The organism is Microbaculum mangrovi, from assembly GCF_051390635.1.
Taxonomy (GTDB): domain Bacteria; phylum Pseudomonadota; class Alphaproteobacteria; order Rhizobiales; family Tepidamorphaceae; genus Microbaculum.
In genome coordinates this window covers 257,001-282,852 of sequence record NZ_JBPODT010000002.1, presented here as the reverse complement: position 1 = coordinate 282,852, position 25,852 = coordinate 257,001, and the positions used below count along the sequence as shown (strand labels likewise).

The window sequence follows — 25,852 nt, the reverse complement described above, 5'->3', positions numbered from 1 at the left end:
GAAATCGCCAGAGCGCCCGCTATCGCGGACATTGGCGTCCGCATCACGTGCAATTCGGGCCTCGTCGACCTGGCGCCGTTTAGTCCGCCGACGCTCCCGGTTACCGTAGATCGCGGCTTCTATTGCTGTTTTTGTCGTGCGGGAGACCGCCCTTCGGGCATCAAATCCCGGGTTACGCGGGCGCGGCAAGTCGTGTTTCCAGGCGGCAGTCCCACGCGCAAACCGGGCGGAAATGGAAGCTCGTCGTCCGGCACAGCCCCTATTGGCCGAAATAGGCCCTGTTGAGCTCCTCGTCCGACTGAAGCTCGGCGACGGTGCCGCGGGTGCGGATCTCGCCGGTTTCCAGAACGTGCAGATAGCCGGCCAGGGTCATCGCGAAGTTCACGTTCTGCTCGGTGATGACGATGGTCAGGCCGGTCTCCCGGTTGAGCTTGCGCAGAGCGGCGGCGATGTCGTTGCAGATCTTCGGCGCCAGGCCGATCGTCGGTTCGTCGACCAGCAGGACCTTCGGGCTCGTCATCAGGGCGCGGCCGAGAGAGCACATCTGGCGCTCGCCGCCGCTCTGGGTGGAGGTTTCCTGGTCGCGGCGCTCCAGCAGAACCGGGAACAGGCCGTGCACCAGCGCGAGATTGCCGTCGATGTCGCCGCGGGCGGTGTAGGCGCCGACGAGCAGGTTGTCGCGCACGCTCATGTACGGGAACAGGTGGGCGCGCTCGGGCGCGTAGCCGACGCCGAGCCGGACGATGTCGGCGGGCTGCATCGCCGTCAGCTCGACGCCGTTCAGCCGGATCGAGCCGGTCGTCCTGGTCATGCCCATGATCGAATCGAACAGCGTCGACTTGCCGGCGCCGTTCGGCCCGATGATGGCGACGATCTCGCCCTCGTTCACCGACAGCGAGACGTCGTTCAGGGACCGCGCCATTCCGTAATAGGCGCTCAGGCTTTCGATCTCCAGAAGTGCCATCGCCGAACGGGTCTCCCGATTGCGTCAGTGGCCGAGATAGGCCGCGCGCACCTTCTCGTCGCTCATCACGTCGTGGAACGTGCCCGCCGCGATCACCTGGCCGAAGGTCATGACGACGGCGCGGTCGATCAGGGGTTCCAGCGAGCGCAGGTCGTGGCTGACGATGATGAAGGTCATGCCTTCCGCGCGCTTGCGGGCGAGCAGTTCCGAAATCTGCCCGATCTCGCCGACAGTCAGGCCGGCGAAGACCTCGTCGAGCAGGATGATCTGCGGCGCCGTGGCGAGCGTACGGGCCAGCTCCAGCTTGCGCAGGTCGCCCATCGACAGCTCGCTCGGCTTGCGCGCCAGATCGCCGGCGTCGAAGCCGACGCTGCGGGCCAGCTCCAGCTCGGCCGCCGGGTCCGGCCCCTCGGTCAGCATCAGCCGGATGCTGTCCGGCATCAGGCCGACGCGGATGTTCTCGGCGACGTTGATCTCGCCGAACGGACGCGGCACCTGATAGGTGCGCGCCACCCCGCGCTTGATGCGCTCGTAGGTCGGCAGCGCGGATATGTCTTGCCCCTTAAGCCGGATCGCGCCGGAATTCTGTCGGTGCTCGCCCATGATGAGGCTGAACACCGTGGTCTTGCCGGCGCCGTTGGGACCGATCAGGCCGAGCGACTCGCCCTGGCCGACCGAGAAAGTCAGGTCGTTGGCGGCGGAGATGCCGCCGAACCGTTTGACGACACGGTCAACTTCAAGCAGCGGGGTCACGGACGGCCTCCGGTTTCGGCTTGCCGCGGACCCGTTCGGCGGCATCGACGATGATCTGGTACAGGCCCTTGGGCTGGTACATGAAGAGCGCCAGCGCGACGGTGCCGTAGATGAAATAGCGTTCGGTGCCGGGCAGATAGGGCCGCAGGTATTCCAGCAGGAACGTGAGGAAGAAGGCGCCCGCCATCGGGCCGATGATGGTCGAGGCGCCGCCGATCAGCGACGCGACGATGATCGTGAACAGGAAATTGATGTCGAACAGGGCGCGCGGGGCGATCGAGCCGAGATAGTGGACGTAGAAGGCACCGCCGACGCCGGCGACGAAGGCGCTGACCATGAAGGCGAACAGCTTGAGCTTCGTGGTGTTGAGGCCGCTGCCGCGCACCGATTCCTCGTTCATGCCGATTGCGCTCAGCGCCGTGCCGACGCGGGTGCGGTTCAGGCTCCACAGGAAGATGGCGATGACCGTCATCAGCCCGAACGAGAGGTAGAAGTTGTTGGTCGCCCCGCTCAGCAGCGTCTTGACGCCGGATATGCCGCGCGTGCCGCCGGTCAGGTCGGGACGGATCACCTGCACGAGCTGGTACATCAGCTCCATGAAGGCGAGCGTCACCAGCGCGAAGTAGGAACCGCGGATCCTCAGCGCCGGCAGGAAGAACAGCGTGCCGGCCAGCATGGTCACGACGACGGCGGCGGGGATGGAGATCGAGACCGGCACATGGAACCGGTACGACAGGATCGCCGTGGTGTAGGCGCCGATGCCGATCAGAAACGGATGGCCGAAGCTGATGTAGCCGGTGCGGCCGGACAGGAAGTCCCAGCTCATGGCGAAGATCGCCAGGTAGTTGGCGAAAATGATCGTGCGCAGCGTGCCCGACGGGACGAGATAGGGAAGCAGGCACATGCCGACGACGAACAGGGCCCAGAGCACGACGTGGCGCCAGGTGATGCCGGCCGCCATCGCTACAGCTCCGCCCGGCCGAACAGGCCCCTGGGCATCATGACCAGGACCACGATGATGAGCAGCATGGTGAAGACGCCGCGCAGCTCGGCGGCGATGAAGGTGGTCGAGATCACCTCCATGAAGCCGATGATGTGGGCGACGACCAGGGTGCCGATGATCGAGCCGATGCCGCCGACGATGACGACCGCCACCGCGATGATCAGCGGCGAGACCCACATCGACGGATTAAGCTGGGTGTAGCTGGCGAAGAAGACGCCGGCGATCGCACCCAGGATGCCGGAGATGACCCAGGTGATGAGGTTGACCCGGTCGGGATCGATGCCGGAGATGGCGGCGCCCTTGATGTCCATCGAGACCGCCTGCATCGCCCGCCCGGTGTGGGTCCTGCGCACGAACAGGTAGAGCGCGCCGAGGATGACCCAGCTCGCCAGCGTCGCGGCGACGACGTTGTAGGTGACCGCCGCACCGCCGATCCAGACGACGCCGGGCACGATCGGCTGCAGCACCTTGGAGCTGTCGTTGAAGACCAGAACGATGCCGGCCTGCACGACGACGGCGAGGATCAGGGTGGAGATCTCCACCGCCACGTGATCGCCCTTCAGCGGCTTGACGATGAAGCCGTATTTCAGGCTGCCGGCGAGCGCGCCGACGGCGATCGCCGCCGCCATGCCGACGGCCATCGGCAGGCCGAGCGTCTGCGCCATGTAGAAATAGACATAGGCGCCGAGCATCAGGTAGGCGCCGTAGGCGAGGTTGAGGACCCGGCCGACGCTGAAGATCAGCGTGAAGCCGATCGCGATCAGCGAATAGAGCCCGCTCAACAACAGCCCCTGGATAATGACCTGGATCATCGGAAGGCTGGCCCCGGCCGATCTTCGATTGTCGATGTCGGTTCCGTCTCGGCGGCCCCCGCGCCGGGCTCAAGCGCGCCCGGCGCGGAGAGCCCGGAGACTACTGCTTGATCCAGGACGGCAGCTTGAAGTCGCCGTTGGCGTATTTGGGCGGGTAGACGACATGCGGCGTCCCGTCCTCGTACCACTGGATGACGACCATCGACGGCGCGCCGTCGTCATAGGGCGGCGTGATGTCGAATTTCAGGTTGTGCGGATAGGTGCGGCCGGTGCGGGGCTCGACCTCGCCCGGCTTCCAGAAGGCGTAGCGCATCCACAGCTCTCCGTCCTTCTCGAACACCCAGTCCTCGTTCAGCATGGCGTCGACCCAGTTGTCGAGCGGCTGGAAGCCGCCGGCCGTCTCGGCGGCGTCGAAGGCCTGCAGCACGCCCCAGTAGGCGTTGAAGCCGTTGAAGTGGGGGAACTTCGGCCGGTCGTTGCCGTAGCGGGCGACGTACTTGTCGGCGAAGGCCTGGTCCATGTCGTCGAGCTGGAAGCCCACCGAGGGGATCGGGCTCAGCGAGGAGATGCCGCCGCCGGCGCCGCCGGTGTCCTCCCAGTACTCGTGGCCCAGCGTCGCCACCGCGACGCCGGTCATGGCCAGCGGAACCTGGAACTTCACGTATTGCGAGGAGACGACCTGTCCGTTCACTGAGGAGATCAGGTAGATGAAGTCGGCGCCGCTATCGACGGCCTTGGAGAATATCGGCGAGAAGTCGACCGTGGCGGTGTCGTAGACGATCGTGTCGACGACCTCGATGCCGGCTTCCGGCGCGAGCAGCTGGGTGACGAGGCCGTTGATGGCGTTGCCGAACGCGGTGTCCTCCTGCAGGATCACCACCTTCTCCCAGCCCATCTTGTCCTTCAGCACATCCTTGCCGAAATCGACGTACAGCGTGGCCAGCGCCTCGTCGGAGGCGATGTTCATGAAGTACATCTTGTAGGTCTCGTAGTCCTCGACGAGCTTGTCGATGATACCGATGTTCGACGTCCAGGTGTCCAGCGTCGGGATCTTGTATTCGACCATGCGCGGCAGCCAGCCGAGCGACACGTCGTCGATGGAGCCGGACACGATGAAATCGACCTTCTCGGTCTCGGCGAGATACTCGTAGGCCTTGATGCCCTCCGTCACGTCGCCGCCGGTGTCGGCCTCGACCAGGACGATCTGGCGGCCGCCGAGAACGCCGCCTTTCTCATTGAGCTCGTCGATCGCGATCTGTGCGCCGCGAAGGGTGCTTCTGCCGGTGTCGGAGGCCAGCGATCCAATGAATCCCACCTTCACCGGCTCCTGCGCAGGTGCGGTGGTGGCCGCGAACGCCGATGCCGAAACCACCAGCGCGGCGGCGACTGTCCGTAACGTCCATCCCATTGTCTTTGTTCCCCTTCCGTGACCGGATATGACCTGTTCGTGATCTTATTGTATTCTGAATACAGTACACGGTCTGAATGACCCGTCAATTGCTCGGCGGCTAAAAAGCGCCCCGCCGGAACGGCCGATCAGCCGCCGAAAACCACCGTCCCGTCGGGGTCGTGGATCAGGGCGTCGGCCTCGATCTCGATCATCATGCCGGGCTGGGTCAGACCGGCCTCGACGCCGCTCGTCACCGGGTCTATGCCCTTAAACACCTCGCCGTGGGCGCGGACGAAATCGCCGCCGCCCCGGGCCATGTCGGTCAGGAACGCACGGGTGCGCACCACGTGGCGCATCTCGGCGCCGACCTCGGCCAGCGCGGCCTCGATGCGGCCGAAGATGTACATGGCCTGGCGATAGGTATCGCCCGGCGCATGCAGCCGGCCGGTCGGCTCGATCGCCGTCGTGCCGGCAACGAAGACGAACGGGCCGACCCGCTTGGCCCGGCAATACGACCCGACCTCCTCGAAACGGCCGCCGGATTTGAAGGTCCGCACGACCATGGCGGCTACAGCCCGAGCCGGCCGCGGATCGCCTCGGCGGCGGCGCGCAGCGCCGTACGCTCGGCGTCCGTCAGGTTCAGTTCCTCGACGGCGACCAGCCCGCCCCGGCCCAGGTGGCAGGGAACACCCAGCACCACGCCGGCGATGCCGTATTCGCCGTCGAGCATGACCGAGACCGGGACCGGCCCGGTGCGCGCGCCGCGAATGTGGTCGATCAGCTCGATGGCGGCATGGGCCGGGGCAAGCGTCGCCGACCCGCTCTTGCGCAGGGCCACGACCTGTCCGCCGCCGGTTACCGCGTCCTGGACGCAGGCGTCGATCCGCGCGGGCGACAGGAACATTTCGAGCGGCCGCCCCCTGATGCGCGCGAGCGAGACGATCGGCGCCATCTCGTCGCCATGCGATCCCAGCGTCATCGCCTCGACATCGGCCGGGCCGACGCCCGCCGCCGCCGCCAGCGCGTTGCGGAAGCGGCTGGAATCAAGCGTGCCGGCCATGCCGAGCACCCGCTCGCGCGGGAAGCCGGTGGCGCGCAGCATCTCCACGGTCATCTCGTCGAGCGGGTTGGTGACGACGATGACGATCGCCCCGGGCGCCTGCGTGCGGATCGCTTCCGCCGCGGCCTGGACGACCCGGCGGTTGACGTCGATCAGGTCGGCCCGCGACATGCCGGGCGTGCGCGGCCGCCCGGCGGTGACGACCACCACGTCGGCGCCGGACACGAGCGCCGCATCGGTGCCGCCGACGGCGCGGGCGCGGGTGCGGCTGATGCCGCTGGCATGGTTGAGATCGAGCGCGACCGCCTCGGCCAGCCCCGGCGCGATGTCGATCAGAGCGATCTCGTCGACCAGATCGGCGTTCGCCGCCAGATGGCCGATAGTGCCGCCGACGCCGCCGGCGCCGATCAGGGCGAGCTTGGTCAGGCGGCGGGCGTTGCGCGGCGTCGCCGGCTTCGGCGCGACCCATTTCGGCGAACGGCGGTAGAGGACGCGGCGCAGCGACGTGCCGCCGTCCGTTCGCGCGACGGCGGGGCGCTCGATCGGGCCGTCCACCAGCCTGATGCCGAGCCGTTGCGCCGTTTCGCTGGCCAGCGCCGTGACGATGTCGCCGGGTAGGATCTCGACCACGATGCGGCCGCGCGCCCGCGCCTCCTCGACATGTTCAGCCCCGATGACACGGCGGCCGGCGGCCATTATTCCGGTGTCCCCTCGACGGCTTTGATGGCGGCGACGGCGGCGTCCACCGCGGCCTCCACCGAATTCTCCGATCCCGACACGAACAGGCGGCCGAAGCGGCCGACGGCGCGCACCTCGACGATGTCGATCTCGGCGGACTTCTCCGCCTCGTTGGCGGCGATCGAGATGTAGGCGGCCGGCGCGCACTCGATGATGCCCAGCGTCTGGCCGGGAACGACCAGCGTCCCCTTGCGCCACTTGTTGAGGAGCTGCGCCTGATAGGGCTCGACCGAGGTGATGATCTGGGTCGAGGCGACGGTGGGCTTCACCCGGTCGCGCATCGAGGCGCCGAGTTCGGCGAGGATCGCCTCGCGGGCCGCCGTCACCTCGGCGTTGGAGGGCGAGCGCAGGATGAAGAAGCCGAACTCGCGCTCGACGATCTGGCTGGTCGCCTCCACCGAACTCGCCTTCAGCGCCCGGTCGATCAGGGAGAACACGCCATTGCCGGGCGCCAGCTCGCCGATCAGGATGGTGTCGCCCGATAGCGGGATCGAGCCCTGCACCGTCGCGCCGTTATAGGCGGCGAATTTCGGTTGCAGGTTGTCGATCTGCACCAGCGCGCGGATGGTGATGTCGCTCCTGGTCATGCCCTGGACCCTACTCCCCGTATTCCTCGTAGATGTCGCGCCACGGCCGGTTTTCGTATGCGACGCGCTTGATGTTGATGAGGTGAAGCGCGGTCACGTTGTCGGACGTGATCGAGCCCGACCACGTGCCTGTGCCGAGCATGAAGCTCGGCTCCAGGTCCGTCGAATAGCCCATGCCACCGGTGATCGCCGGCGTGTTCACCAGGACGCGGCCGGTCGGCACGGTGGCGTAGCGGGCGACGATCGCGGGATCGTCGCAGTGGATGACGGCGCTATGGCCCCAGCCGCCGAACATGGCGATCGCATGGGCGATCTCGATGCCGGCGTCCGAGTTGCGCGCCTCGTAGAAGGCCAGCACCGGATTGAGTTTTTCCGCCGACAGCGGCCGCTGCCAGCCGACCTCGGTCTCCTCGGAAACGAGGCAGCGCGTGCGCGGCGGGATCGAGAAGTCGGCGCGCCTGGCCAGCGCCTCCGGCGACTGGCCGACGCTGTCCGGCGCGATCGCGTTGTGCTCGGTGAAGATCACCCGGGCGAGCCTGTCGGCCTCCGCCGGGGTACAGAAATAGGCCCCGCGCAGCTTCATCTCGTGGCGCAGCTCGCGGGCGATCTGGCGGTCGGCGACCACCGCCTGCTCGGAGACGCAGGCTGTGCCGTAGTCGAAGCTCTTCGACATGACGATCTGCTCGGCGACCTCGCCGAGCTGGCCGGCCTTGGAGGCATGGACGTAGCAGGGCACGTTGCCGGCGCCCACGGCGAGCGTCGGCTTGCCCGAGGAATAGGCGGCGCGGACCATCGCCGGGCCGCCCGTGGCCATGACGACGGAGGTGCGGCGGTGGCGCATCAGCTCGCCGGTGCCCTGGATCGTGACATGATCCAGGCATTGGATCAGGCCCTTCGGCGCGCCCATCTGCTCGGCCGCCTCGGCCATGATGCGGGTCGTTTCCAGGCCGCATCGTACCCCGCGCGGATGCGGCGCGCAGACGATCGCGTTGCCCGCCTTCACCGCCGACAGCACCTTGTAGATGATCGTCGAGGTCGGGTTGGTGACCGGGATCAGGGCCGCGACCACACCCATCGGCTCGCCGATCGCGGCGACCTTGGTGGCGTCGTCGCGCCACAGCACGCCGAGGGTCGTCACGTCGCGCAGATAGTCGGCGACGGCCAGGGCGTTGAACAGGTTCTTGACCCGCTTGTCCGGCACGTTGCCGTAGCCCGTCTCCTCCACCGCGAGTTCGCCGAGGCGCTTGGCTTCCGGCTCGATGGCGCGCGCCATGGCGTCGACCAGGGCGTCGATCGCCTTCGGATCGGTGCCGAGGAACCTGCGATAGGCCTCGAAGGCGGTATCGGCGGCGCGCCGGGCCGCGGCGATCGACTTGAGATCGTCATCCATCGGTGCCGCTCCCCGGTCGTTGCGGATCCCCGGTGGCCGTCGCCCCCCGGGCGATGACGTCCATGATGCGGCGCGCGTCCTCGATGTCGGTCGCGTCGATGCCGACCGTCTCCAGCTTGCGGCCGGCGGTCGCGACGTCGGCGCCGAGGATGGTCGAGGCGAGCGTGATCATGCCTTCGGTCGCGGGCACGGCGACGTCGGCGAGCCGCGCGGCGGAGACGAGCGGCGCCAGCGAGCCGATCGTGGCGTCGCGCAGGATGGCGGTCGCGGTGGCGCCGGAGGGCTCCGGACGGCTGCCCGGTCCCTTCAGCGCGCCGGCATGAATGTCCATCCAGCCGGTGGCCGACGGCAGGTCGCGCACGCCGAAGGCACGGCCCACGGCGGCGCGTTCGTCGGCGAGCCGAGCGATGACCGCCGCATGCTCGGCGCCGATCAGCGCGCGGAAGGTCCGGTTCTCCGGCAGCGGCACGCCGCCCATCGGCACCTCGGGCCCGCCATTGCCGACGGCCGGCCCGCCGAGCAGCAACGCCGGCACCTCGACGAGGCCGGAGCCGTCGGCGAAACCGGAATGGACGGTGCTGAGCACCGGGTTCAGGTTCGGCAGGTAGCGCGCCAGGCCGGCAAGCACCGCGGGGCGGCCGCTCGGCAGGGTCGCGGCGCTGACGGTTGCCGCCGGCGACAGGTCGAGCGTCGCGCCGGATACCGCGAACCAGTAGGGAAGCCCCTGCGTCTCGACCAGCGTGATGTCGGCCTTGGCGCCGCCGACCCGGAGCAGCCAGGCCGCCTCCAGCGCGCCCATCGAACGCCCCGGCGCCAACACCAGCACCTGCCCGTCGCGGACATGGTCGGCGAGCACCATGGCGTAGGTACGCTGCTTGTGGATCGGTCCGGTGAGGAAGATCAGCTCGGCGCCGGCGACCGCGCGGTCGAGCTCCGCCGTCGTCCTGATCGAGGGAACGCTGTCCTGGTCGATCTGGTAGGTGCCGACCGGACCGGCGCCGCGCAACGCGACGCCCGCCCCCGAGCGCAGCGCCGACAGCTCTTCCCCGTAGGCGGAGAACAGCGTGACGGCGGCCCCTTCGGCAAGGCACAGCGCCGCCAGCAGGCGCGCGTCGGGGCCACCGCCGAGCACCGTCACCCGGTCGTAGCGGGGCGCGGCCTCAACGGCGCCGCCGGCGCTGCGCGCGGCGACGGCCTCGGCGAACTCCTCGAATCCTGCGGCGCTCATCGACCGGTATCCCCCTGGACGAGACGTCGGAGCGGCACCGGGTCACTCAGTCGGCCGAGCCGCCGCCCAGTGCCGCGATGATCCCTTCCAGCTCGTCGTGCGGGCGCGGGATGACGTGGACGGCGACCACCTCGCCGACCTTGTTGGCCGCCGTGGAGCCGGCATCGGTCGCCGCCTTCACCGCACCGACCTCGCCGCGCACCAGCGTGGAGACCAGCCCGCCACCGGACTTGGTCTGGGCGATGATGGTCACGCTCGCCGCCTTGACCATCGCGTCCGCCGCCTCGATGGAGGCGACGAGACCGCGGGTCTCGATCATGCCCAGCGCCATCTGTCCGCTGACCGGTTTTGCCATTTCACCCGTTCCTTCTCCTGGTGGGGGCCCTTTTCGCCGGACCTCCCGCGATATCGACATGATCGACCACCGCGACGATGGCGGCATCGATCGGTACGCCCGCGACCGCCGCCGGCAGCCGCGCCGCGGAGCCGGTGACGAGCATCACGAGATCGCCGACGCCGGCACCGCATGTGTCGGCCGCGACGACCGCCGGCTCGAGCACGTTGCCCGCGCCGTCCTCGACATCGGTGACGAGCAGCTTGTGCCCCGTCAGCGGGGCCGCCTTCACGGAGGCCGTGACGGTTCCGGTGACGCGGGCGATCTTCATCGCTCAGAAATTCCCGAGGTAGCGGTCGATCTCGACCGGGGTCACTTGCGCGTTGACGAACTCGATCTCGCGCTCGCACATCTGGCACAGCAGCTCGTACAGGTCGTCGCCGCACAGCGCCTTGAGCCAGTCGGACTGGCGCGCGAGCGCGATCGCCGTGTCGAGGCTGCCCGGGATCGGCTCGGCCGCCTCGTCCTCGTAGCCGTTGCCCGTGGTCATCGCGCTGGGCTCGATGCCCTGCTCGATGCCCTCCAGGCCCGCGGCGACCTCGGCGGCGAGCATCAGATAGGGATTGCAGTCGGCGGTGCCGTCGCGCTTCTCCACCCGGGTCGCGGCGTCGGCTCCCTCGATCACGCGGATGCCCACCGTGCGGTTGTCGAGGCCCCAGGTCGTGTTGATCGGGCAGAAGGAGAAGGGCTGGCGGCGGCGGTAGCCATTCGGCGTGAGCGTGCCGCAGACCGACATCTCGGCCATGCGCTTCTGCAGGCCGCCGACGAAATGGCGGCCGGTCTGGCTGAGCTTGCCGCCGTCGGCGAAGGCGTTCTTGCCGTCCTTCCACAACGAATAGTGGGTGTGGAAGCCGTTGCCGGACTGCTCGAAGAACGGCTTCGCCATGAAAGTGGCGAGATAGCCGTGGTGCGTGGCGAGTTGCTTCACCAACGAGCGGAAGATCACCACGCGATCGGCGGACAGGAGGGCGTCGCCGTAGTGGATGTTCACCTCGACCTGGCCGGGGGCGTATTCCGGGTTCGATTGCTCGATGGGAATGCCGGCCTCGTTGATCTGCTGGCGGATCGGCCCGAGCACGTGTTCCAGCTCGGCGGCGCGCTCGAGGCCGTAGACCTGGATGCCCTTGTCCCTGGGGCGCCGGGTCTCGGGGTCGAGCAGGTAGAACTCCAGCTCGGTGCCGACATTGACGGCGTAGCCCATCGCCGCGGCGCGCTCGATCTGCCGGACCAGAACGTTGCGGGGATCGATCGGCACCGGTTTGTGGTCCATGCCCTCGGCGCGGGCCAGGCAGAACGCCACGCCCGGCTCCCAGGGCAGCGACACCGGCCTGGTCAGCGGCAGCATGTGCATGTCGGGATAGCCGTTGCCGAAGTTGACGTAGGGCGTGTCCCAGACGTCGCAGGTCATGTCGATGGCGAAGAGCGCGATTGAAAGCGCGTTGCCGGACTGGCAGATCGTGTCCCAGTGGGTCGCCGGGATGCGCTTGCCGCGCATGATCCCGCACAGATCCCCAAGCCCCAGAACGACCGTATGCGTGCCCTCCGGCAGGCCGAATTCCGATTGCGTCAAGGTCCCCTCCAGCCTTTGCCAACCGTTATTCGCCGATTGTTGATCGGTCTTTGTATTCAGTATACAGTATGCATATCAAATTGTGTTGGCAAGAGGAATTTCCCGATGGCGCGGCCCAGTGCGGTGGTTGTCGGCGGCGGTATCGCCGGCGTCATGACGGCTCTGGAATTGGCGCGCCGCGGCGAAAGCGTGACCCTGATCGACCGCTGGGAACCGGGCCATTCGCGCGCCTCGTCGACAGACTATAACCGCGTCATCCGGGCGATCCACGGGCGCGACGAGTTCTATACGCTGTGGGCGCGCGAGGCGCGGCTGCGCTGGATGGAACTGCAGGCCGAGATCGGCCAGCGGCTCTACTACGAGTGCGGCGCGCTGATCCTGGCGACCCAGGGCCATTGCCACTGGGAGGACGCGACCGCGGAGACCTTTGACAAGCTCGGCGTGCCCTACTACCGCTTTTCCGCGCAGGAGACCGCCGCGCGCTTCCCGCAGTTCGACACCGCGAGCGTCGCCTACTCGCTGTACGAGCCGGAGGCCGGCATGATCATGGCCCACCGCGGCGTGCGCGCGGGGCTGGAGCTGTTCCAGCGCGCCGGCGGCACGGTGGAACGCGGCCACGTGACGACGGACGCCGACGAGCGGCTGGTGCTGAACGGCAAGCCGCTGGAAGCCGACCTGATCGTGGTGGCGACCGGCCCGTGGATGGCCGACATGTATCCGCGCACGGTCAAGCCGATCACGGCTGTGGTCGGCGTCAACGTGCTCTACACCTCGACGCCGGACGGCGACGCCTCGTTCGACCAGGAGAACATGCCGTGCTGGATCGACCACGGCGAGAAGTCGTTCGGCCTGCCGTCGACGGAAGGCTCCGGCGTCAAGGCGGCCGTCGTCATTCCCGACAAGATCGACCTGGACAACGACGAGCGGCTGATCCGGCGCGAGACGCTGGCGCGCACGCGCAGCTACATCCGCAAGCGCTTCCCCGGCCTGGTCGGGCAGAAGGTGGTCGATTCCAAGTTCAACCAGATCATCCTGACGCCCGACACCCACTTCATCGTCGACTGGCACCCCAAGCACGACAACGTCCTGCTCGCCGGCGGCTGCTCGGGCCACCTCTACAAGCACGGGCCGGTCTTCGGGGATTTCGTCGCCGGGGTCGGCCGCAGGGAATACGGCACCGCCGACCGGTTCAAGATCGCCGGCCGGCGCAAGCTGTCGCCCGCCGAAAGCCCGTCGGGGCGGTAGCGCCCGAGGGCGTCGCGCGCGCCGGACCACGTCCGGGGCACGCCCCAGACTCGCCGACCAGGACTTTAGTGGTTCACCACTCGAACGGGGTCACCTCACCAGTCGTACGCCCGGTCGATACCGGCCATCTTGACGCCGGTGAAGGCGGAGGCCTCGAAGGACAGGGCACGCAGGTCCTCGACCTCGAGATTGTGGACGGAGGACTTGCCGCAGGCCTTGGCCAGCGCGGTGATCTCCATCGTCATCGCCGCGAGGTAGCGGGCGACGCGCTCGGCGCCGGCGTCCACATGCATCCGCTTCTGCAACTCCGGATCCTGCGTCGAGATGCCGACCGGGCACAGGCCGGTGTGGCAATGGTGGCAGGCGCCGGGCGAGGTGCCGAGCTTCTGGTAGTCCTCCAGATAGCGCGGCGAGTTGCAGCCGAGCGCGATCATCGCGCCGTTGCCGATCATCACGGCGTCGGCGCCCAGCGCCAGGCACTTGGCCGCGTCGACGCCGGAGCGGATGCCGCCGGCGGCGACCAGATCGACCTTGCCGGTCATGCCGCATTCGTCCAACGCCTCGCGCGCGGCGCGGATCGCGCTCATGGTCGGTATGCCGGTGTGGTTGAGCAGCAGTTCCGGCGAGGCGCCGGTGCCGCCCTCCGCGCCGTCGACGACCACCACGTCGGCGCCGGCCTTGGCGGCGATGGCGACGTCGTAGCGCGGCCGGGTCGCACCCATCTTCACGAAGATCGGCACCTGGTAGTTGGTGGCGATCCGCAGTTCCTCGAGCTTCACCGCAAGGTCGTCGGCGCCGAGGAAGTCGGGATGGCGGATGGTCGAGCGCTGGTCGACGCCGACCGGCAGGGTGCGCATCCTGGAGATCCGTTCGGACACCTTCATGCCGAGCAGCAGGCCGCCGGTCCCCGGCTTCGCCCCCTGCCCCACCACCAGCTCGAGCGCGTCGGCGCGGCGCAGGTGGTCGAGGTCGATGCGATAGCGCGCCGGCGACATCTGGTAGAGCAGCGTCCTGGATGCCTCGCGCTCCTCCTCCAGCATGCCGCCCTCGCCGGTGCAGGTCATCGTGCCCGCCTTCGAGGCGCCGTAGCCGAGCGCGGCCTTGGCCGGCGCCGACAGCGCGCCGAAGGACATCGAGGCGATGTAGATCGGTATCCTCAGCTCCAGCGGCTTCTCGACGAGGCCGCGGCCGGCGCCGAGCACGGTGGTGGTGTCGCAGCTCTCACGATAGCCCTCCAGCGGAAGCCGCGTCATCGTCGCGGGCACGAAGGTCAGGTCGTCGAAGGTGGGAAGACGCTTGTTGAAGGTGTTGTAGCCGCGCACCTGGTAGCGGCCGAGCTGGGCCAGCGCATGAACCTCGGAAATCGCCTCCGGGGTCCAGCGGGTCGAGCCGCCCTCGTCATAGGAGGACGGGACGCCGGCGGGCCGGCCCGGTATCGCCCCGTCGCCGAACTTGATGTCGGCCTCGGAGGGCATGTCGAACGGGTATTCGTAGGGAGTGTTCAGATCATCAGCCATGCGCCTGCATCCCGGCTCTCGAAGTACCAGAGGCGCTGACCCGAGATCATCTTGCGCCAGTTGCGCGACGTGTCCTTCAGGCCAAGCGGCTCGAGAATGGCGTCGACCTCGGCGACCTCCTCCGCCGTCGGCTCGATCACCTTGACGTCGACGCCCAGGCTGTCGACCGCGCCGGCAACCCAGACCTCGCCCTCCCACAGCGCGTCGGCACAGGATTCCCCGGCGCCGCCCAGCGCGATGATCCGACCCTTGTGGGCCATGAATCCGCACTGGTAGCCGACCTTGCCCTCGACAACGATGGTGCCGTTCTTCATGGCGACCCCGCAGCGCGGCCCGCAATCGCCCTTCACGTGGATCAGGCCGCCGGTCATCGCCGCGCCGCAGGACATGCCGGCATAGCCGCCGACGGTGACGAACCCGTCGGACATGCCTTCGGCGACGCCCCAGCCGCAGTTGCGCTCAATGGTGACGGTGGCGCCGGTGTTCAGCCCGGCGCAGTAGTAGCCGACGCTGCCCTCGAAATGGATGGTCACGCCGGGCGGCAGGCCGACGCCGAGATTGTGCCGCGACAGCGTGTTGCGAACGCGGATCGGGCCGCCGGCCGCGCAGGCGGCCTGGATATCCTGGTTGACCTCCCGGATCGGCCGATCGCCAACGTCGATGACGATCTCGCTCACGCTGCGGCCCTCCGGTTGCCCACCCCCCAGATCTCCGTCAGGCTCGGACCGTCGTAGTTGATGACGTCGCATTCGCCCGGGTAGATCCGGCGCACCGCCTGCTCCTCGGTGGCGGCGGCGAACGAACCGTCCTGCCAGACCACCACCAGCGGCTTCATGGCGAACCGGTCCTTGGCGAAGCCGATGCCGTCCTCGCCGGCGATCATGTAGGTGAAGACGCCGTCGATATCCCTGATCGACTTCTTCAGCGCCTGGTCGAGGGTCAGGCCCTGGCTCATCTCGTGCGACACCCAGACGGCGATCAGCTCGCTGTCGTTCTCGGTGAGGAAGCGATAGCCGAGCCGGTGCAGGCGATCGCGCCAGGTGTAATAGTTGGTGATCTGGCCGTTGTGGACGATGGCGACGTCGGGAAACGGCCGCGCCCAGAACGGATGGCTGGCGTTCGGCAGCACCGAGCTTTCGGTGGCCAGACGCGCATGGCCGAGGCCGTGGGTGCCGATCATGTCGCGCACGCCGTGCTTCTCGGCGACGTCGCGCGAACCGCCGGTGTCCTTGACGATCTCCAGCGACCGGCCGCAGGACTGGACCTCGAAGCGGTCGGACATGGTGTCGGCGTCATTGATCCAGCGGGCAAGGTCCTTCGGATCGGAGATCACCATGCGGACGCAATAATGCGCCGCGCCGCCGGTGACGAAGGTCGGCTCATCGAGGAAATCGGCGCCGTGTTCCCGAAGGATCAGCCGGAAGTCCTCCATATCCGCCGACAGCCGGGACTCGTTGAATCCCATGCCGCGAAGAATATATCCCTCGTCGCGCGGAATGCCGTAGACCGCGAAGCCGGTGCTGTCGGCTCCCCGGTGTTCCTGAGCATCCATCAACTCGACGAGGTCGTTGCCGACGCGCCCGGGGGCACTGAGAATTCTACCTGCGATCCCACACACGTTTTTGCATCTCCTCGCAATTCATGTATACTGTATTCAGTATCCAAAAATGACGCAAGGGGGATCGTGACGGCGTGATCGCTTGGTGTGCAAATAGGCTAGAATCCGGGCGAATCGCCCGCGCCGACGGGGCCGGCGACAGCAGGAAACAATAGGTCCGAGAGTGGCACTCAAGAGCATCAAGGCCGAACGGCGGCGACTCGCCGACGAGGTCTATCAGCAGATACTCGGCGCGATCTTCAACAACGAGGTCGGCCGCAACGACCGGCTGGTCCAGGAGAAGCTGGCCGCCGAACTGCAGATCAGCCGCACGCCCGTGCGCGAGGCCCTTCTGCGCCTGGAACAGGACGGCATCCTGGTCACCTCCCCGCGCGGCGGGTTCGTGCTGCACGACATGTCCGTGGGCGAGGTCGAGGAACTGTACCAGGCCCGCGCCGCCATCGAAGGCCAGGCCATCCGCATTCTCGCCAAGCGCAACGACCCGCGCATCAACGCGGACCTGCGCGCGACCATCGGGAAAGAGGAAAACATCACCTCGAAGACGGTCGCCGCCTATTTCGAGGCGAACCGGAACATCCATCGCCGCATGGTCGAGCTGTGCGACAACCGCTATCTGCTGGAGATGTTCGACAACATCTGGAACCGGGCGATCTCGTTCCATCTGTTCGCCACGATCGAGAAGGTCGACCTGTCCAAGTCGTTCGGCGACCACATGCAGCTCGTCGACATCATCGAGACGGGCGATCCGCGCGTCGCCGAGGACGCGATCATCGATCACATCCAGGAAGGTCTCGAACTCCAGATCGAGGCGCTCGGCCAGAACGGAGCGGCATAGACAGAACCGCGTAGGCTGCGCCTAGCGCGTACCCCGGACAGCCCACGCCCGGGCGGCCAGGAGGATCATGCCGTCGGAATCGGTCGGCAGGATTTCCTGGAGGCGGTGCTTCAGCCTGTTGCGAGCCGTGTCGTCGAGAGACACACAGTATCCGGGCGCGGGTCCGACGCCGCTCAGGAAGGGGCGCCAATAGTCGTCGAAGTCCCGGAACGGCGTCGGAATGTCGATGGCCTCGGTGACGACATCGCGCAGGCCCGCGCCCGCGAACACCTCTGCGAGGCGGTTCGGACGGCAGATCGGAAAGCGAAGGCCCTCGTCCTGCTCCCGGGCAGCGGGATCGAGCGCGACCGCCGCATCCCAGAACGTGCGCATGAACTGGACGTGACCGGCATAGTCCCAGACATAGGACGCAATGGTCCCGCCCGGAGCCGTACACCGCATCAGTTCCTTCAGGGCCAGCGCCGGGTCGGGGATGAAGTTCAGGACGAACCCGGAGACCGCCATGTCGACGCCGCCGTCGGCTATCGGGATCTCCGATCCGGAGCCCTGGCGAAACTCGGCACGGTCGTCCGCGATCTGCTGGCGCGCCAGCGCCAGGAAATCGTCCGACGGCTCGACGCCGACCACCGATTGCGGACCGCACAGCCGCAGTATCTGGGACGTCAGGGCACCCGTGCCGCAGCCCAGATCCAGCCAGCGCAGGCCCGGCGATGCATCGAGCCAGGCCAGGAAGCCCTCGCCGACCTTCCGGCTCCATCTGCCCACGTACATTTCGTAGCCATCGGCGTCAGTCCACTTGTCCGGCATTCGAGCCTCCCTGACGAGCGTCACTCACGAGCCTCCCTGGGCGAACCGGAACAAATGGTACTCCACAAACGATCCGCTTCGAAGCTGGAACAACGCGGCGGGGCGTTTCTTCATCGGGATCGGACGAGGCCAGGGAACCGGCGCGCGTCACGACGGGCCGGCGGGGACCGCCCTCACCTCATCAAGCGCGGCCCGGCCTGGATCGGCGCCTATGCGTCGGCGCCCTAAGCCTTTTCGGGCGGCAACGCGCAGAACATGTCGTGAATGAGCTCGAGCAGCGGCCGGGTGCGTTCGTCGGTCAGGCGGTAATAGATCGTCTTGCCGTCGCGACGGGCCTCGACGAGGCCTTCCTGCCGCAGCCGCGCCAGCATCTGCGAGACGGTGGCCTGGCGGGCGCCGAGAAGGTGCTCGAGCTCGGCGACCGATCGTTCGCGCTCGACCAGATGGCAGAGGATCATCAGCCGGCCTTCATGCGCCAGCGCCTTGAGGAAGTCCGTCGCCGCCTGCGCGGTGCCGGCCAGTTCGATGGCCGCGTCGGCGCTCAGGTCGTCGTGCCCCGACATCGGCGATACCGCCGTTTCGTCCCCGGCGAGGGTCGTGCTGTCGCCCACGGTCACGCGTTCCGCTCTGTGTTTCGTTGACGGACCGCAATGGGGGCCAACCGGCGCCGGCGCGCGTCGTGGCGGCCATGCGGGTCCTGATCTTTTATATTCGATTTCCTGAATATAATCGAGAGGGTTCGGCGCGCCCCGTCGCCGCAGGCGCGTGACGAACGAAAACGGGGCCCGAAGGGCGCCGCGCAATCCGGACGGCTATCGGGAGCCGCCCTCTGGTTCCACCCCCTAGTTCCACACCTCGGCGAGGCGGGAATCGCGGCCGCAGTGGGACCGATAGTACCGATATTTCACCGGGTTCGTCCGGTAGTAGTTCTGATGATAGTCCTCCGCCGGATAGAACCGCCCGGCGCGGCGGACGGCGGTGGCGACGGACTTGCCGAAGCGCGTCTCGACCGCCACCTTGGAGGCCTGCGCCGCAGCCTTCTGGGCGCCGCCGGTATAGAAGATCGCGCTGCGATACTGGCTGCCGCGGTCGCAGAACTGGCCGCCGCCGTCGAACGGATCGACGTTGCGCCAGAATATGTCGAGCAGCTTTTCGTAGGAGACCCGGTCGGGATCGTAGACCACCTTGACCGCCTCGACATGCCCGGTGCCGCCGGACGAGACCTGCCGGTAGGTCGGATTGGCGGTGCCGCCGCCGATATAGCCCGACGTGGTCGAGATGACGCCGCCGGTCTTGTCGTAGGGCGGTTCCATGCACCAGAAGCAGCCGCCGGCGAAGATCGCCACGGCTTGGGCGGCCTGGGCCGGCACGACGCCGGCCACGGGTGCCACCAGGGCCACGAACGCGGCCGCGATCAGGCTTTTCAGGACGGTTCCACGCATCGTTTCTCTCCCGCGCTCGCTCAGGCCGGTCTGAACGTCATCGCAACGCCGTTCATGCAGTAGCGCTTGCCGGTGGGCGGCGGCCCGTCGTCAAAGACATGGCCGAGATGGCCGCCGCAATTGGCGCAGTGCACCTCGGTGCGGGTGAAGACCCAGCCGCGGTCGCGCCGGGTGCCGACGCCGCCGGGCAGCGGCTTGTAGAAGCTCGGCCAGCCGGTGCCGCTGTCATACTTGGCCTTCGAGGAGAACAGCGCCTGGTCGCAGCCGGCGCAGTGGAAGATGCCGGCCCGCTTCTCCCGGTCGAGCGGGCTGGAGCCGGCCCGTTCGGTGCCTTCCTCGCGCAGCACGCTGTACTGCGCCGGGGTGAGTATCTTGCGCCACTCGGCATCGCTCTTGGTCACGCGGAACGCCTCTGCCGTCCCGCCGAAGCTGACCGCGGCGATGGCACCGAGCGAAACGGCGCCGAACCGTCGTCTCGTGAGCATCGGGTACCTCCATTCAGGCCCTCAACATAGGGATCAGAGCCCGTGACCGCAGGCAACAAAGCGGTCGCGCCGGTTCAAACAATCGTGGGAGAAGCGTGATGCGACGGCGATCCGTCGGAAACGGGGCGGCGCGCGGCGCGGCACCGCAGCCGCCGCCGGTCCGGGGGCGCGTTTCGGCCTGTCCGTGTCGGCAGCCCTAGTTCAGCGGAACCACTTCGACGCGGTGGATGCTCAGAATATCCAGGTCGAACTGGGGATCCATCACGTTGATGGTCGCCTGAACGGCCGAACGGGCGCACTTCGTGTCGACGATGGCATACCCTGACGTCTCGCTGAAATCGAGCAGCTGCGGGCTGCATTGCGTGCAGTTGTGCGGCTCGGGGCTGCCGGCTTCGCGACTGCTGGCGCACCACACCTTGCCGCCGGCCAGGCTGGCATTCTGGATCGTGCAGACCGGAGTATTGCGGTCGTTGCGAAAAAAGCGAATTCTGACGCTGCAGCTCGTCTTCGAAAGATTGTGAACCTTGACGATTGTCGAGCAAGGATTGGCGTCTCCCGGATTGCCACTCCAGGAGCAAAGATCCAGAACGCGATATTTCTGCCTCTTGCTGGTCTTTGCCGCCTCCGCGATTCCTACGGTCAAGGCGACGATGGCCAGAAACACCAGAATGCGCTTCATACCCCCCTCCAACAAACGATACGTTCTTCAGAGCATCTCCTGGACTTGATTTTACTGAATGCAACTACCGGACTTTTTACAGATCCGTTATTTTTAGAAAGCTTGCTTCTTCGCCATTATCAAGTCAAGCGACTACGCTTACCCAATTTGTTGGACAACATTTTGAAAACAGTCTGCGGAAACAGCGTGTCCCGATCGCGGGTAGCCAAGAAATATCAACCTAAAAACTAGATTAAAGCGAGAAAATACCGCTATTTGCTTCGAAGCGCGGCGATCAGTTGCGGCGCCAGGTTGCCGGATGCCTCGATCTCGACACCGTCCAGTCCCAGCCAGCCGGCCATCAGGCCCAGCTCCTCGGCCAGCCCGGCGGCGACGGCGGCTTCGTCGGTGCCGTCCTCGGCGTGGGCGGCGTTGACGCGCAGGATCCCGGCGGCGCGGTCGGCCTTGAGGCAGACGCGCCCGACCAGCCCCTCGCCCATCAGGAACGGCAGCACGTAATAGCCGTGCACGCGCTTCTCCGACGGCGTGTAGATCTCCAGCCGGTAGCGGAAATCGAACAGCCGCTCGGCCCGGTCGCGCTCCCAGACCAGGGAATCGAACGGCGACAGCAGCGCCCTCGCCGCGACCTTGCGCGGCATCCGCGCGGCCGGGTCGAGATAGCCGGTCTGCTTCCAGCCCGCCACCTCCACGGGGATCAGCGCGCCGGCCTCGACGAGCTCGGCGATGCGCGCGCCGGTGCCGGCGGCGGGAAGGCGGAAATAGTCGCGCAGGTCGCGTTCGGTGGCGACGCCCAGCGCCTTCGCCGCCACGCGCAGGAGCGTGCGCTGGGCCTCGGCCTCGTCGGGCGTCGGCGCGGCGATGACGTCCTGCGGCAGCACGCGCTCGGTCAGGTCGTAGACGCGCTCGAAGTTGCGCCGCGTCGCGGTCGTCACGTAGCCCCCCCAGAACAGCCATTCCAGCGCCGTCTTGCCCTCCCCCCATTCCCACCAGCCGGGGCGCGACTTGCCGCCGGTGGCAAGCCCCGAGGCGCCCGTCGGCCCGCCGGCCTCGATCTCCTTCAGGACCGTGTCGATGAAGGCCCGCTTCTCGCGGCCGAAGCGGGCGAGGCCGGAATAGATGCCCTCGCCGGCGCGGGCGCGCCGCATGCGCCAGCGCATCGCCGGCTGCAGCGCGACGGGGATGAAGGAGGCCTCGTGGCCCCAGTACTCGAAATAGCGCTTGCGCCCATAGGCCTGCCGGTCGAGCAGGTCGCGGTCATAGGGGCCAAGGCGGGAGAAGAACGGCAGGTAGTGCGAGCGCGCCAGCACGTTGACGGAATCGATCTGTACCAGGCCGACCCGGTCGAACACACGGGCCATGTGCCGGGGCGTGATCGTGGCGGCGGACGGCCTGCGCTCGGCGAAGCCCTGCGCGGCGAGCGCGATGCGCCGCGCCCTCTTGAGGCTCAGGCGATCGAGGGGCTTGTGATCAGTTCCGGCGGTCATGGCGCGGAGACGCTAGCGGATTCCCCGGACGCGACGCCACCCGAAACGGCGGGCGCGGCCTCAATCCGCCGTCTTCTCCTGACGCCATCGTGACAGCGCCAGCATGGCGCCGCCGGCGACCAGGCCCCAGAAGGCGGCGCCGATGCCGAAGAAGCTCAGGCCCGAGGCGGAGACGACGAAGGTGACGATCGCCGCGTCGCGGTCGCCGATCTCCCGCATGGCGCCGAGCAGCGCGCTGCCGAGCGCGCCCATCAGCGCCAGTCCCGCCACCGCCTGGATGAGCAGCGGCGGCGAGGCCGCGATCAGCACCGTGGCGAACGTCGCCGCGAAGCCGAAGCCAACATAGAGGACGCCGGCGGCGACGGCCGCGATCCAGCGGCGCGCCGGGTCCGGGTCGGCGTCGGGGCCGGCGCAGATCGCCGCGGTGATCGCCGCGTAGTTGATCGCCTGGCCGCCGAACGGCGCGCCGATCATCGTTCCCACGCCGGTCACCAGGAAGGATTCGCGCACGCGGGTGCGATAGCCGTAGGCCTGCAGCACCGCGATGCCCGGCACGTTCTGCGAGGCCATGGTGACGATGAACAGCGGGATCGCCAGCGACACCACCGCGCCCCAGCTGAGGCTCGGGGCGATCAGCACCGGAGCCGGCAGCAGCTCGCCGACCGAGGCGACCGGAAGTTCGGTCGTCGTCACGATGATCACCGCCGTCACCACCACCGCGACGGGCATGGCGTAGAGCCGCGCGAAGCGCAGCATCACCGCCCACACGACGATCACCGGCAAGGCGTATTGCGGGATGACGCCGATCGCCTGGACCGGCGCGAGACAGAGCTCGAGGATGATGCCGGCGAGCATCGCGTTGGCGATGGACGACGGGATAGCGGCGACGAGATCGCGGAACGGGCGGACGAGCGCGGCCACGACGATCAGCAAGCCGGTGATCAGGAAGGCCCCGACGGCGGCGGAAAAGCCGCCCGCGACCGCGCCCGTCGAGATCAGCAGCGCCGCGCCGGGCGTCGACCAGGCAACCGAGACCGGCTGGCGCGAGCGCCAGCTCAGGAGGATCGCGGCCAGCCCCATCAGGATCGACATCGCCATCAGGCCGGAGGCGGCTTCCGCGTTCGACGCGCCGACGGCGGTCAGTCCCTGGACGACCACCGGAAACGAGCTGCCGAAACCGACGAAGGCCGCGACGGTTCCCGCGCCGATCGCCGAGTAGGACAGGCGTGAAGATACGGCGACGTCGGACATGGCGGATTTCCCGGAAAGTCTAGGTCCTGGCGAGTCGGACCACAGTGTCACCGCGCCGCGCCCGGGGCGCAACGGTCATCGGCAGGCCCGTCAGCGGCCGAGCAGCCGGCCGAACAGCCGCCGCCGCCGGCGCTTGCCGCGCTCCGCATCGGGCACGCGACGCAACACGTAGACGTCCTGGTTGAGGTGCAGCCTGCCCTGCTGGAACACGAGCACATCCCAGTCGGTGCCGATGCGGGCGTCCATCCAGGCGCGCGGGATGTAGCTGATCCCCCAGTTCTCGTTGTCGAGATCCCTGTCGTGCGCCTTCTCTGGATAGCGATTGAACACGTAGCGGCCGGCATCGATCCCCTCCAGCGCCGCCTGCGCCTCGGCCACCGGCATCGCCGCCTTGCGCCTGAAATGGCGCACCGAGACATAGCCGTGGGTGGTGAAGACCAGCACGCCGCCGGGGGCGATCGCGCGCCGCATCTCGGCGAACCAGGCCAGCGCCGACCGTTCGCTGAAATGCGACCAGACCGATCCCGCGTAGACGGCATCGTAATAGCCGTCCGGGACCGGCAGCGGCGGCATCACCGGGCTTGCATAGAACCGGACCGAGGGGATGTTCGCCTCGGCCCATTCGCTCGTCGACTTTCGCGGATCGCAGCCCTCGCAGGCGACCTCGGGATAGTAGAGCGCCAGGTTCCGCACCACGCGGCCGGACGACGCGCCGAAATCCAGCAGCCGTCCGCCCGAGGGGATCGACACGCCCGCCGCCGCCAGCACATCGGCGAACATGTCGCAGGCGAAGAAGTCTCCGGCGGGCTGGTTGGCGCCGACCACCGAATGGACCGTCTCCGGCACCATCAGCCGCAGCAGCCCGCTCCGGTCCATGCCCGGCACGTCCAATTCGGTACCGAGCTGCATGACCCGGCGCTTGAAATGCTGCGGGGCGACCCTCTGGAGCCGTTCCAGGTTGGCTCTCTGGTCCGGTTCGAGCCGCTCCATCAGCTCGGCGACGGCGGAGGCCGGAACCCGGCTGAATATCGCGTCGGTCACCGGCGTCGCGGTTTCGTCGCGCGCCTCGTAGCCGGCAAGACGGCGGTCGATCTCGGCTTCGAGGCTGGTTTCGCCCTGGGCGGATGTCGCAGTCATCGGGAATTCGTAACAGCCAACCGCCGAAGGTGGCTAGCCCCGGCCGCGGAATGAACCGAATTTCCTTCCGCGGCGGGATCGGGGCCGCCCCCCCCCCGGTCACGGCGATCAGCCCAGCACCGAGAAGCTCGACTCCGGATTGATGGTCCTGAGCCTGGAATAGAAGCCGACATCGGTCGTGCGGCCGATATGCGTCAGCGGGAACGCGACCGGATCGGCGTCGTGGTCGTGGCCGGCTTCGACCTTCCCGATCAGGTCGGCCATCATCGCGCCGGCGACGGGCGCGTTCTTGAACTGGTTGCCGCTCGAGCCGATCGCCATGTAGTAGCCCGGCACGCAGGACCGGTCGTAGATCGGGATCCAGTCGTCGGTGACGTCGTAGAGCTCGGTGACGCCCTTCATCTGGCTCGGGATCCCGAGGTTCCGGATGCGCTGCGCGGCGCGCAGGGCCTGCACCCGCCACTGCTCGGAGAAGTTCCGGTCCCAGTCGTCCGGATCGACCCATTCGCGCGGATCGCACGGCGGGTCCTCGGAGCCGACCAGCAGGAAGCCGCCCTTTTCCGGCCGCGTGTAGCAGGCGATGTCGGAATCCGACGTCACCATGCCGTCCGCATCGTAGCCATCGACCGGCATCGGCACGTGCACCACCTCCTGCTTCAGCGCCCGCGTCCCGATCTTCATGTCGGCGGTGGCGCCGGCCATCGCGTTGACCTTGAAGGAATGCGGCCCGGCGACGTTGACGACGATGCGCGTCGCGATGCGCTCGCCATCGTCCAGGGTGACGCCGGCGATGCGGCCGGTGTCGTCCTTGCGGATGTCCACCACGCGCCGGTTGAACAGGAAGGCGCCGCCGGCGGCCTCGGCCGCGCGCTGCAGGTTGTGGGCGGAAAGCTGCGGGTCGGTGATGTAGCCGGCATAGGGAAAATACACCGCGCCGGCCAGCTCGCCGCCGGTCGGCTCGCCGAAGCCCGCGTCCTCGGGACGCTTGGGCGGATGGAAGAGATGCAGGTCGTAATACGGCGCCTTCCGTTTCAGCGCCGCCGTGTCGAGGTCGTCGTAGGGCACGCCGAGCGCGTCCATGTGCGCCTTGACGTTGGCGAGATAGCCGTTCGCCTCCGTCTTCATGACGATGCAGCCGGTCTGGCGGAACTCGGCGAGGCCGCGCTCGTCGGCGGCGGCGAGATAGTCCGGCCAGGCCTTCCAGTAGTGGAACCCCTCGAAGGCGAAGGCGGAGCCCTCCAGCGTCGAGTAATGGGTGCGAATGATGGCGCAGGAACCGGCCGTCGAGCCGTAGCCCGCCGCCGGCGCCATGTCGACGTTGAGGGTCTTCACCCCCTTGCGGGCCAGCTCCAGCCCGATCGCCGCGCCGATCACGCCCGCGCCGATGACTATCGCGTCGTAGGTTTTCGTCATTCCGTTCTCGCTCGCCTTCTCGCTGGCCCGTCTTCTCACGCAACCGCCTA

At 67.9% G+C, this 25,852-nt stretch carries 27 protein-coding genes; 2 read left to right on the top strand and 25 right to left on the bottom strand.

Translation table 11 applies throughout. The features are described from left to right. Window positions 1-259: 259 nt before the first annotated feature. The 13 genes from ACSF9G_RS07750 to ACSF9G_RS07690 form a co-directional block, all read right to left on the bottom strand. The gene (locus ACSF9G_RS07750; RefSeq protein WP_436640167.1) at window positions 260-964 is read right to left on the bottom strand and encodes an ABC transporter ATP-binding protein; all 705 of its coding nucleotides are present in this window, start codon (window positions 962-964) and stop codon (window positions 260-262) included. A 24-nt stretch (window positions 965-988) separates the two neighbouring features. Further along, window positions 989-1,717 (bottom strand): ABC transporter ATP-binding protein, encoded by a 729-nt coding sequence (locus tag ACSF9G_RS07745; RefSeq protein WP_436640166.1) that lies wholly within the window; start codon window positions 1,715-1,717, stop codon window positions 989-991. Continuing rightward, the gene (locus ACSF9G_RS07740; protein ID WP_436640165.1) at window positions 1,701-2,678 is read right to left on the bottom strand and encodes a branched-chain amino acid ABC transporter permease; all 978 of its coding nucleotides are present in this window, start codon (window positions 2,676-2,678) and stop codon (window positions 1,701-1,703) included. The genes ACSF9G_RS07745 and ACSF9G_RS07740 overlap by 17 nt, the downstream gene beginning before the upstream one ends. A 2-nt stretch (window positions 2,679-2,680) precedes the next feature. Then, on the bottom strand, window positions 2,681-3,532 hold the full coding sequence (locus ACSF9G_RS07735) for a branched-chain amino acid ABC transporter permease (protein WP_436640164.1): 852 nt from the start codon (window positions 3,530-3,532) through the stop codon (window positions 2,681-2,683). A 100-nt stretch (window positions 3,533-3,632) separates the two neighbouring features. After that, window positions 3,633-4,940 carry an ABC transporter substrate-binding protein gene (locus ACSF9G_RS07730; RefSeq protein WP_436640163.1) on the bottom strand — a complete coding sequence of 436 codons (1,308 nt, stop codon included), beginning with the start codon at window positions 4,938-4,940 and terminating at the stop codon, window positions 3,633-3,635. A gap of 128 nt (window positions 4,941-5,068) precedes the next feature. Further along, a complete protein-coding gene (locus tag ACSF9G_RS07725; protein WP_436640162.1) occupies window positions 5,069-5,485 on the bottom strand; it encodes a Rid family hydrolase in 417 nt (138 codons plus the stop codon). A 5-nt stretch (window positions 5,486-5,490) separates the two neighbouring features. Continuing rightward, window positions 5,491-6,678 (bottom strand): malate dehydrogenase, encoded by a 1,188-nt coding sequence (locus ACSF9G_RS07720; protein ID WP_436640161.1) that lies wholly within the window; start codon window positions 6,676-6,678, stop codon window positions 5,491-5,493. Continuing rightward, on the bottom strand, window positions 6,678-7,307 hold the full coding sequence (locus ACSF9G_RS07715) for a BMC domain-containing protein (RefSeq protein WP_436640160.1): 630 nt from the start codon (window positions 7,305-7,307) through the stop codon (window positions 6,678-6,680). The genes ACSF9G_RS07720 and ACSF9G_RS07715 overlap by 1 nt, the downstream gene beginning before the upstream one ends. 10 nt (window positions 7,308-7,317) lie before the next feature. Beyond that, window positions 7,318-8,697 carry an aldehyde dehydrogenase family protein gene (locus ACSF9G_RS07710; protein WP_436640159.1) on the bottom strand — a complete coding sequence of 460 codons (1,380 nt, stop codon included), beginning with the start codon at window positions 8,695-8,697 and terminating at the stop codon, window positions 7,318-7,320. Continuing rightward, window positions 8,690-9,925, bottom strand: coding sequence for a hypothetical protein (locus ACSF9G_RS07705; RefSeq protein ID WP_436640158.1), 1,236 nt, complete (start codon window positions 9,923-9,925; stop codon window positions 8,690-8,692). Before ACSF9G_RS07705 ends, ACSF9G_RS07710 begins: the two co-directional genes overlap by 8 nt. 46 nt (window positions 9,926-9,971) lie before the next feature. Further along, window positions 9,972-10,280 (bottom strand): BMC domain-containing protein, encoded by a 309-nt coding sequence (locus tag ACSF9G_RS07700; protein WP_261614706.1) that lies wholly within the window; start codon window positions 10,278-10,280, stop codon window positions 9,972-9,974. A 1-nt stretch (window position 10,281) separates the two neighbouring features. Next, window positions 10,282-10,590, bottom strand: coding sequence for a EutN/CcmL family microcompartment protein (locus ACSF9G_RS07695; protein ID WP_436640157.1), 309 nt, complete (start codon window positions 10,588-10,590; stop codon window positions 10,282-10,284). Window positions 10,591-10,593: 3 nt separating this feature from the next. After that, the gene (locus tag ACSF9G_RS07690) at window positions 10,594-11,889 is read right to left on the bottom strand and encodes a glutamine synthetase family protein (RefSeq protein ID WP_436640156.1); all 1,296 of its coding nucleotides are present in this window, start codon (window positions 11,887-11,889) and stop codon (window positions 10,594-10,596) included. A gap of 105 nt (window positions 11,890-11,994) precedes the next feature. On the opposite strand from ACSF9G_RS07690, the gene ACSF9G_RS07685 reads away from it, so the two are divergent. Continuing rightward, window positions 11,995-13,134 (top strand): FAD-dependent oxidoreductase, encoded by a 1,140-nt coding sequence (locus ACSF9G_RS07685; protein WP_436640155.1) that lies wholly within the window; start codon window positions 11,995-11,997, stop codon window positions 13,132-13,134. Between the two features lie 95 nt (window positions 13,135-13,229). Here ACSF9G_RS07685 and ACSF9G_RS07680 read toward each other — a convergent pair whose 3' ends face one another. The 3 genes from ACSF9G_RS07680 to ACSF9G_RS07670 are packed head-to-tail and all read right to left on the bottom strand — an operon-like array spanning window position 13,230 to window position 16,269. Next, entirely contained in the window at window positions 13,230-14,651 is a 1,422-nt protein-coding gene (locus ACSF9G_RS07680) for an FMN-binding glutamate synthase family protein (protein ID WP_436640154.1), read from the bottom strand. Next, complete coding sequence (locus ACSF9G_RS07675) at window positions 14,636-15,328, bottom strand: GltB/FmdC/FwdC-like GXGXG domain-containing protein (protein WP_436640153.1); 693 nt, start codon at window positions 15,326-15,328, stop codon at window positions 14,636-14,638. The genes ACSF9G_RS07680 and ACSF9G_RS07675 overlap by 16 nt, the downstream gene beginning before the upstream one ends. Beyond that, a complete protein-coding gene (locus ACSF9G_RS07670) occupies window positions 15,325-16,269 on the bottom strand; it encodes a class II glutamine amidotransferase domain-containing protein (protein WP_436640152.1) in 945 nt (314 codons plus the stop codon). The genes ACSF9G_RS07675 and ACSF9G_RS07670 overlap by 4 nt, the downstream gene beginning before the upstream one ends. A 163-nt stretch (window positions 16,270-16,432) precedes the next feature. Here ACSF9G_RS07670 and ACSF9G_RS07665 point away from each other — a divergent pair, with 163 nt between their 5' ends. Continuing rightward, the gene (locus tag ACSF9G_RS07665) at window positions 16,433-17,104 is read left to right on the top strand and encodes a GntR family transcriptional regulator (RefSeq protein ID WP_436640150.1); all 672 of its coding nucleotides are present in this window, start codon (window positions 16,433-16,435) and stop codon (window positions 17,102-17,104) included. A 21-nt stretch (window positions 17,105-17,125) separates the two neighbouring features. Here ACSF9G_RS07665 and ACSF9G_RS07660 read toward each other — a convergent pair whose 3' ends face one another. From ACSF9G_RS07660 to ACSF9G_RS07620, 9 genes are all read right to left on the bottom strand, one after another. Further along, the gene (locus tag ACSF9G_RS07660; RefSeq protein ID WP_436640149.1) at window positions 17,126-17,911 is read right to left on the bottom strand and encodes a class I SAM-dependent methyltransferase; all 786 of its coding nucleotides are present in this window, start codon (window positions 17,909-17,911) and stop codon (window positions 17,126-17,128) included. A 224-nt stretch (window positions 17,912-18,135) separates the two neighbouring features. Beyond that, window positions 18,136-18,522 (bottom strand): ArsR/SmtB family transcription factor, encoded by a 387-nt coding sequence (locus tag ACSF9G_RS07655; RefSeq protein WP_436640148.1) that lies wholly within the window; start codon window positions 18,520-18,522, stop codon window positions 18,136-18,138. Between the two features lie 231 nt (window positions 18,523-18,753). Then, window positions 18,754-19,353 carry a peptide-methionine (S)-S-oxide reductase MsrA gene (gene msrA, locus ACSF9G_RS07650; protein WP_436640147.1) on the bottom strand — a complete coding sequence of 200 codons (600 nt, stop codon included), beginning with the start codon at window positions 19,351-19,353 and terminating at the stop codon, window positions 18,754-18,756. Between the two features lie 20 nt (window positions 19,354-19,373). Beyond that, window positions 19,374-19,838 (bottom strand): peptide-methionine (R)-S-oxide reductase MsrB, encoded by a 465-nt coding sequence (gene msrB, locus ACSF9G_RS07645; RefSeq protein ID WP_436640146.1) that lies wholly within the window; start codon window positions 19,836-19,838, stop codon window positions 19,374-19,376. Window positions 19,839-20,034: 196 nt separating this feature from the next. Further along, window positions 20,035-20,517, bottom strand: a complete 483-nt coding sequence (locus ACSF9G_RS07640) for a hypothetical protein (RefSeq protein ID WP_436640145.1) — start codon at window positions 20,515-20,517, stop codon at window positions 20,035-20,037. 251 nt (window positions 20,518-20,768) lie between these two features. Beyond that, on the bottom strand, window positions 20,769-22,001 hold the full coding sequence (locus tag ACSF9G_RS07635) for a winged helix-turn-helix domain-containing protein (protein WP_436640144.1): 1,233 nt from the start codon (window positions 21,999-22,001) through the stop codon (window positions 20,769-20,771). A 60-nt stretch (window positions 22,002-22,061) separates the two neighbouring features. Further along, window positions 22,062-23,252 carry a benzoate/H(+) symporter BenE family transporter gene (locus ACSF9G_RS07630; RefSeq protein WP_436640143.1) on the bottom strand — a complete coding sequence of 397 codons (1,191 nt, stop codon included), beginning with the start codon at window positions 23,250-23,252 and terminating at the stop codon, window positions 22,062-22,064. Window positions 23,253-23,342: 90 nt separating this feature from the next. Next, on the bottom strand, window positions 23,343-24,389 hold the full coding sequence (locus ACSF9G_RS07625; RefSeq protein WP_436640142.1) for a class I SAM-dependent methyltransferase: 1,047 nt from the start codon (window positions 24,387-24,389) through the stop codon (window positions 23,343-23,345). Between the two features lie 108 nt (window positions 24,390-24,497). After that, window positions 24,498-25,802 carry an NAD(P)/FAD-dependent oxidoreductase gene (locus ACSF9G_RS07620; RefSeq protein WP_436640141.1) on the bottom strand — a complete coding sequence of 435 codons (1,305 nt, stop codon included), beginning with the start codon at window positions 25,800-25,802 and terminating at the stop codon, window positions 24,498-24,500. Between the last annotated feature and the right edge of the window lie 50 nt (window positions 25,803-25,852).

Bases quoted from the DNA above. Each gene is read 5' to 3' on its own strand.
- ACSF9G_RS07710 (WP_436640159.1), bottom strand. From the start codon at position 8,697: ATGGATGACGATCTCAAGTCGATCGCCGCGGCCCGGCGCGCCGCCGAT.
- ACSF9G_RS07715 (WP_436640160.1), bottom strand. From the start codon at position 7,307: ATGACCAGGAGCGACATCACCATCCGCGCGCTGGTGCAGATCGACAAC.
- ACSF9G_RS07695 (WP_436640157.1), bottom strand. From the start codon at position 10,590: ATGAAGATCGCCCGCGTCACCGGAACCGTCACGGCCTCCGTGAAGGCG.
- msrB (WP_436640146.1), bottom strand. From the start codon at position 19,838: ATGCTCACGAGACGACGGTTCGGCGCCGTTTCGCTCGGTGCCATCGCC.
- ACSF9G_RS07635 (WP_436640144.1), bottom strand. From the start codon at position 22,001: ATGACCGCCGGAACTGATCACAAGCCCCTCGATCGCCTGAGCCTCAAG.
- ACSF9G_RS07685 (WP_436640155.1), top strand. From the start codon at position 11,995: ATGGCGCGGCCCAGTGCGGTGGTTGTCGGCGGCGGTATCGCCGGCGTC.
- ACSF9G_RS07625 (WP_436640142.1), bottom strand. From the start codon at position 24,389: ATGACTGCGACATCCGCCCAGGGCGAAACCAGCCTCGAAGCCGAGATC.
- ACSF9G_RS07680 (WP_436640154.1), bottom strand. From the start codon at position 14,651: ATGGCTGATGATCTGAACACTCCCTACGAATACCCGTTCGACATGCCC.
- ACSF9G_RS07725 (WP_436640162.1), bottom strand. From the start codon at position 5,485: ATGGTCGTGCGGACCTTCAAATCCGGCGGCCGTTTCGAGGAGGTCGGG.
- ACSF9G_RS07640 (WP_436640145.1), bottom strand. From the start codon at position 20,517: ATGAAGCGCATTCTGGTGTTTCTGGCCATCGTCGCCTTGACCGTAGGA.
- ACSF9G_RS07700 (WP_261614706.1), bottom strand. From the start codon at position 10,280: ATGGCAAAACCGGTCAGCGGACAGATGGCGCTGGGCATGATCGAGACC.
- ACSF9G_RS07705 (WP_436640158.1), bottom strand. From the start codon at position 9,925: ATGAGCGCCGCAGGATTCGAGGAGTTCGCCGAGGCCGTCGCCGCGCGC.
- ACSF9G_RS07750 (WP_436640167.1), bottom strand. From the start codon at position 964: ATGGCACTTCTGGAGATCGAAAGCCTGAGCGCCTATTACGGAATGGCG.
- ACSF9G_RS07620 (WP_436640141.1), bottom strand. From the start codon at position 25,802: ATGACGAAAACCTACGACGCGATAGTCATCGGCGCGGGCGTGATCGGC.
- ACSF9G_RS07740 (WP_436640165.1), bottom strand. From the start codon at position 2,678: ATGGCGGCCGGCATCACCTGGCGCCACGTCGTGCTCTGGGCCCTGTTC.
- msrA (WP_436640147.1), bottom strand. From the start codon at position 19,353: ATGCGTGGAACCGTCCTGAAAAGCCTGATCGCGGCCGCGTTCGTGGCC.
- ACSF9G_RS07660 (WP_436640149.1), bottom strand. From the start codon at position 17,911: ATGCCGGACAAGTGGACTGACGCCGATGGCTACGAAATGTACGTGGGC.
- ACSF9G_RS07735 (WP_436640164.1), bottom strand. From the start codon at position 3,532: ATGATCCAGGTCATTATCCAGGGGCTGTTGTTGAGCGGGCTCTATTCG.
- ACSF9G_RS07730 (WP_436640163.1), bottom strand. From the start codon at position 4,940: ATGGGATGGACGTTACGGACAGTCGCCGCCGCGCTGGTGGTTTCGGCA.
- ACSF9G_RS07720 (WP_436640161.1), bottom strand. From the start codon at position 6,678: ATGGCCGCCGGCCGCCGTGTCATCGGGGCTGAACATGTCGAGGAGGCG.
- ACSF9G_RS07630 (WP_436640143.1), bottom strand. From the start codon at position 23,252: ATGTCCGACGTCGCCGTATCTTCACGCCTGTCCTACTCGGCGATCGGC.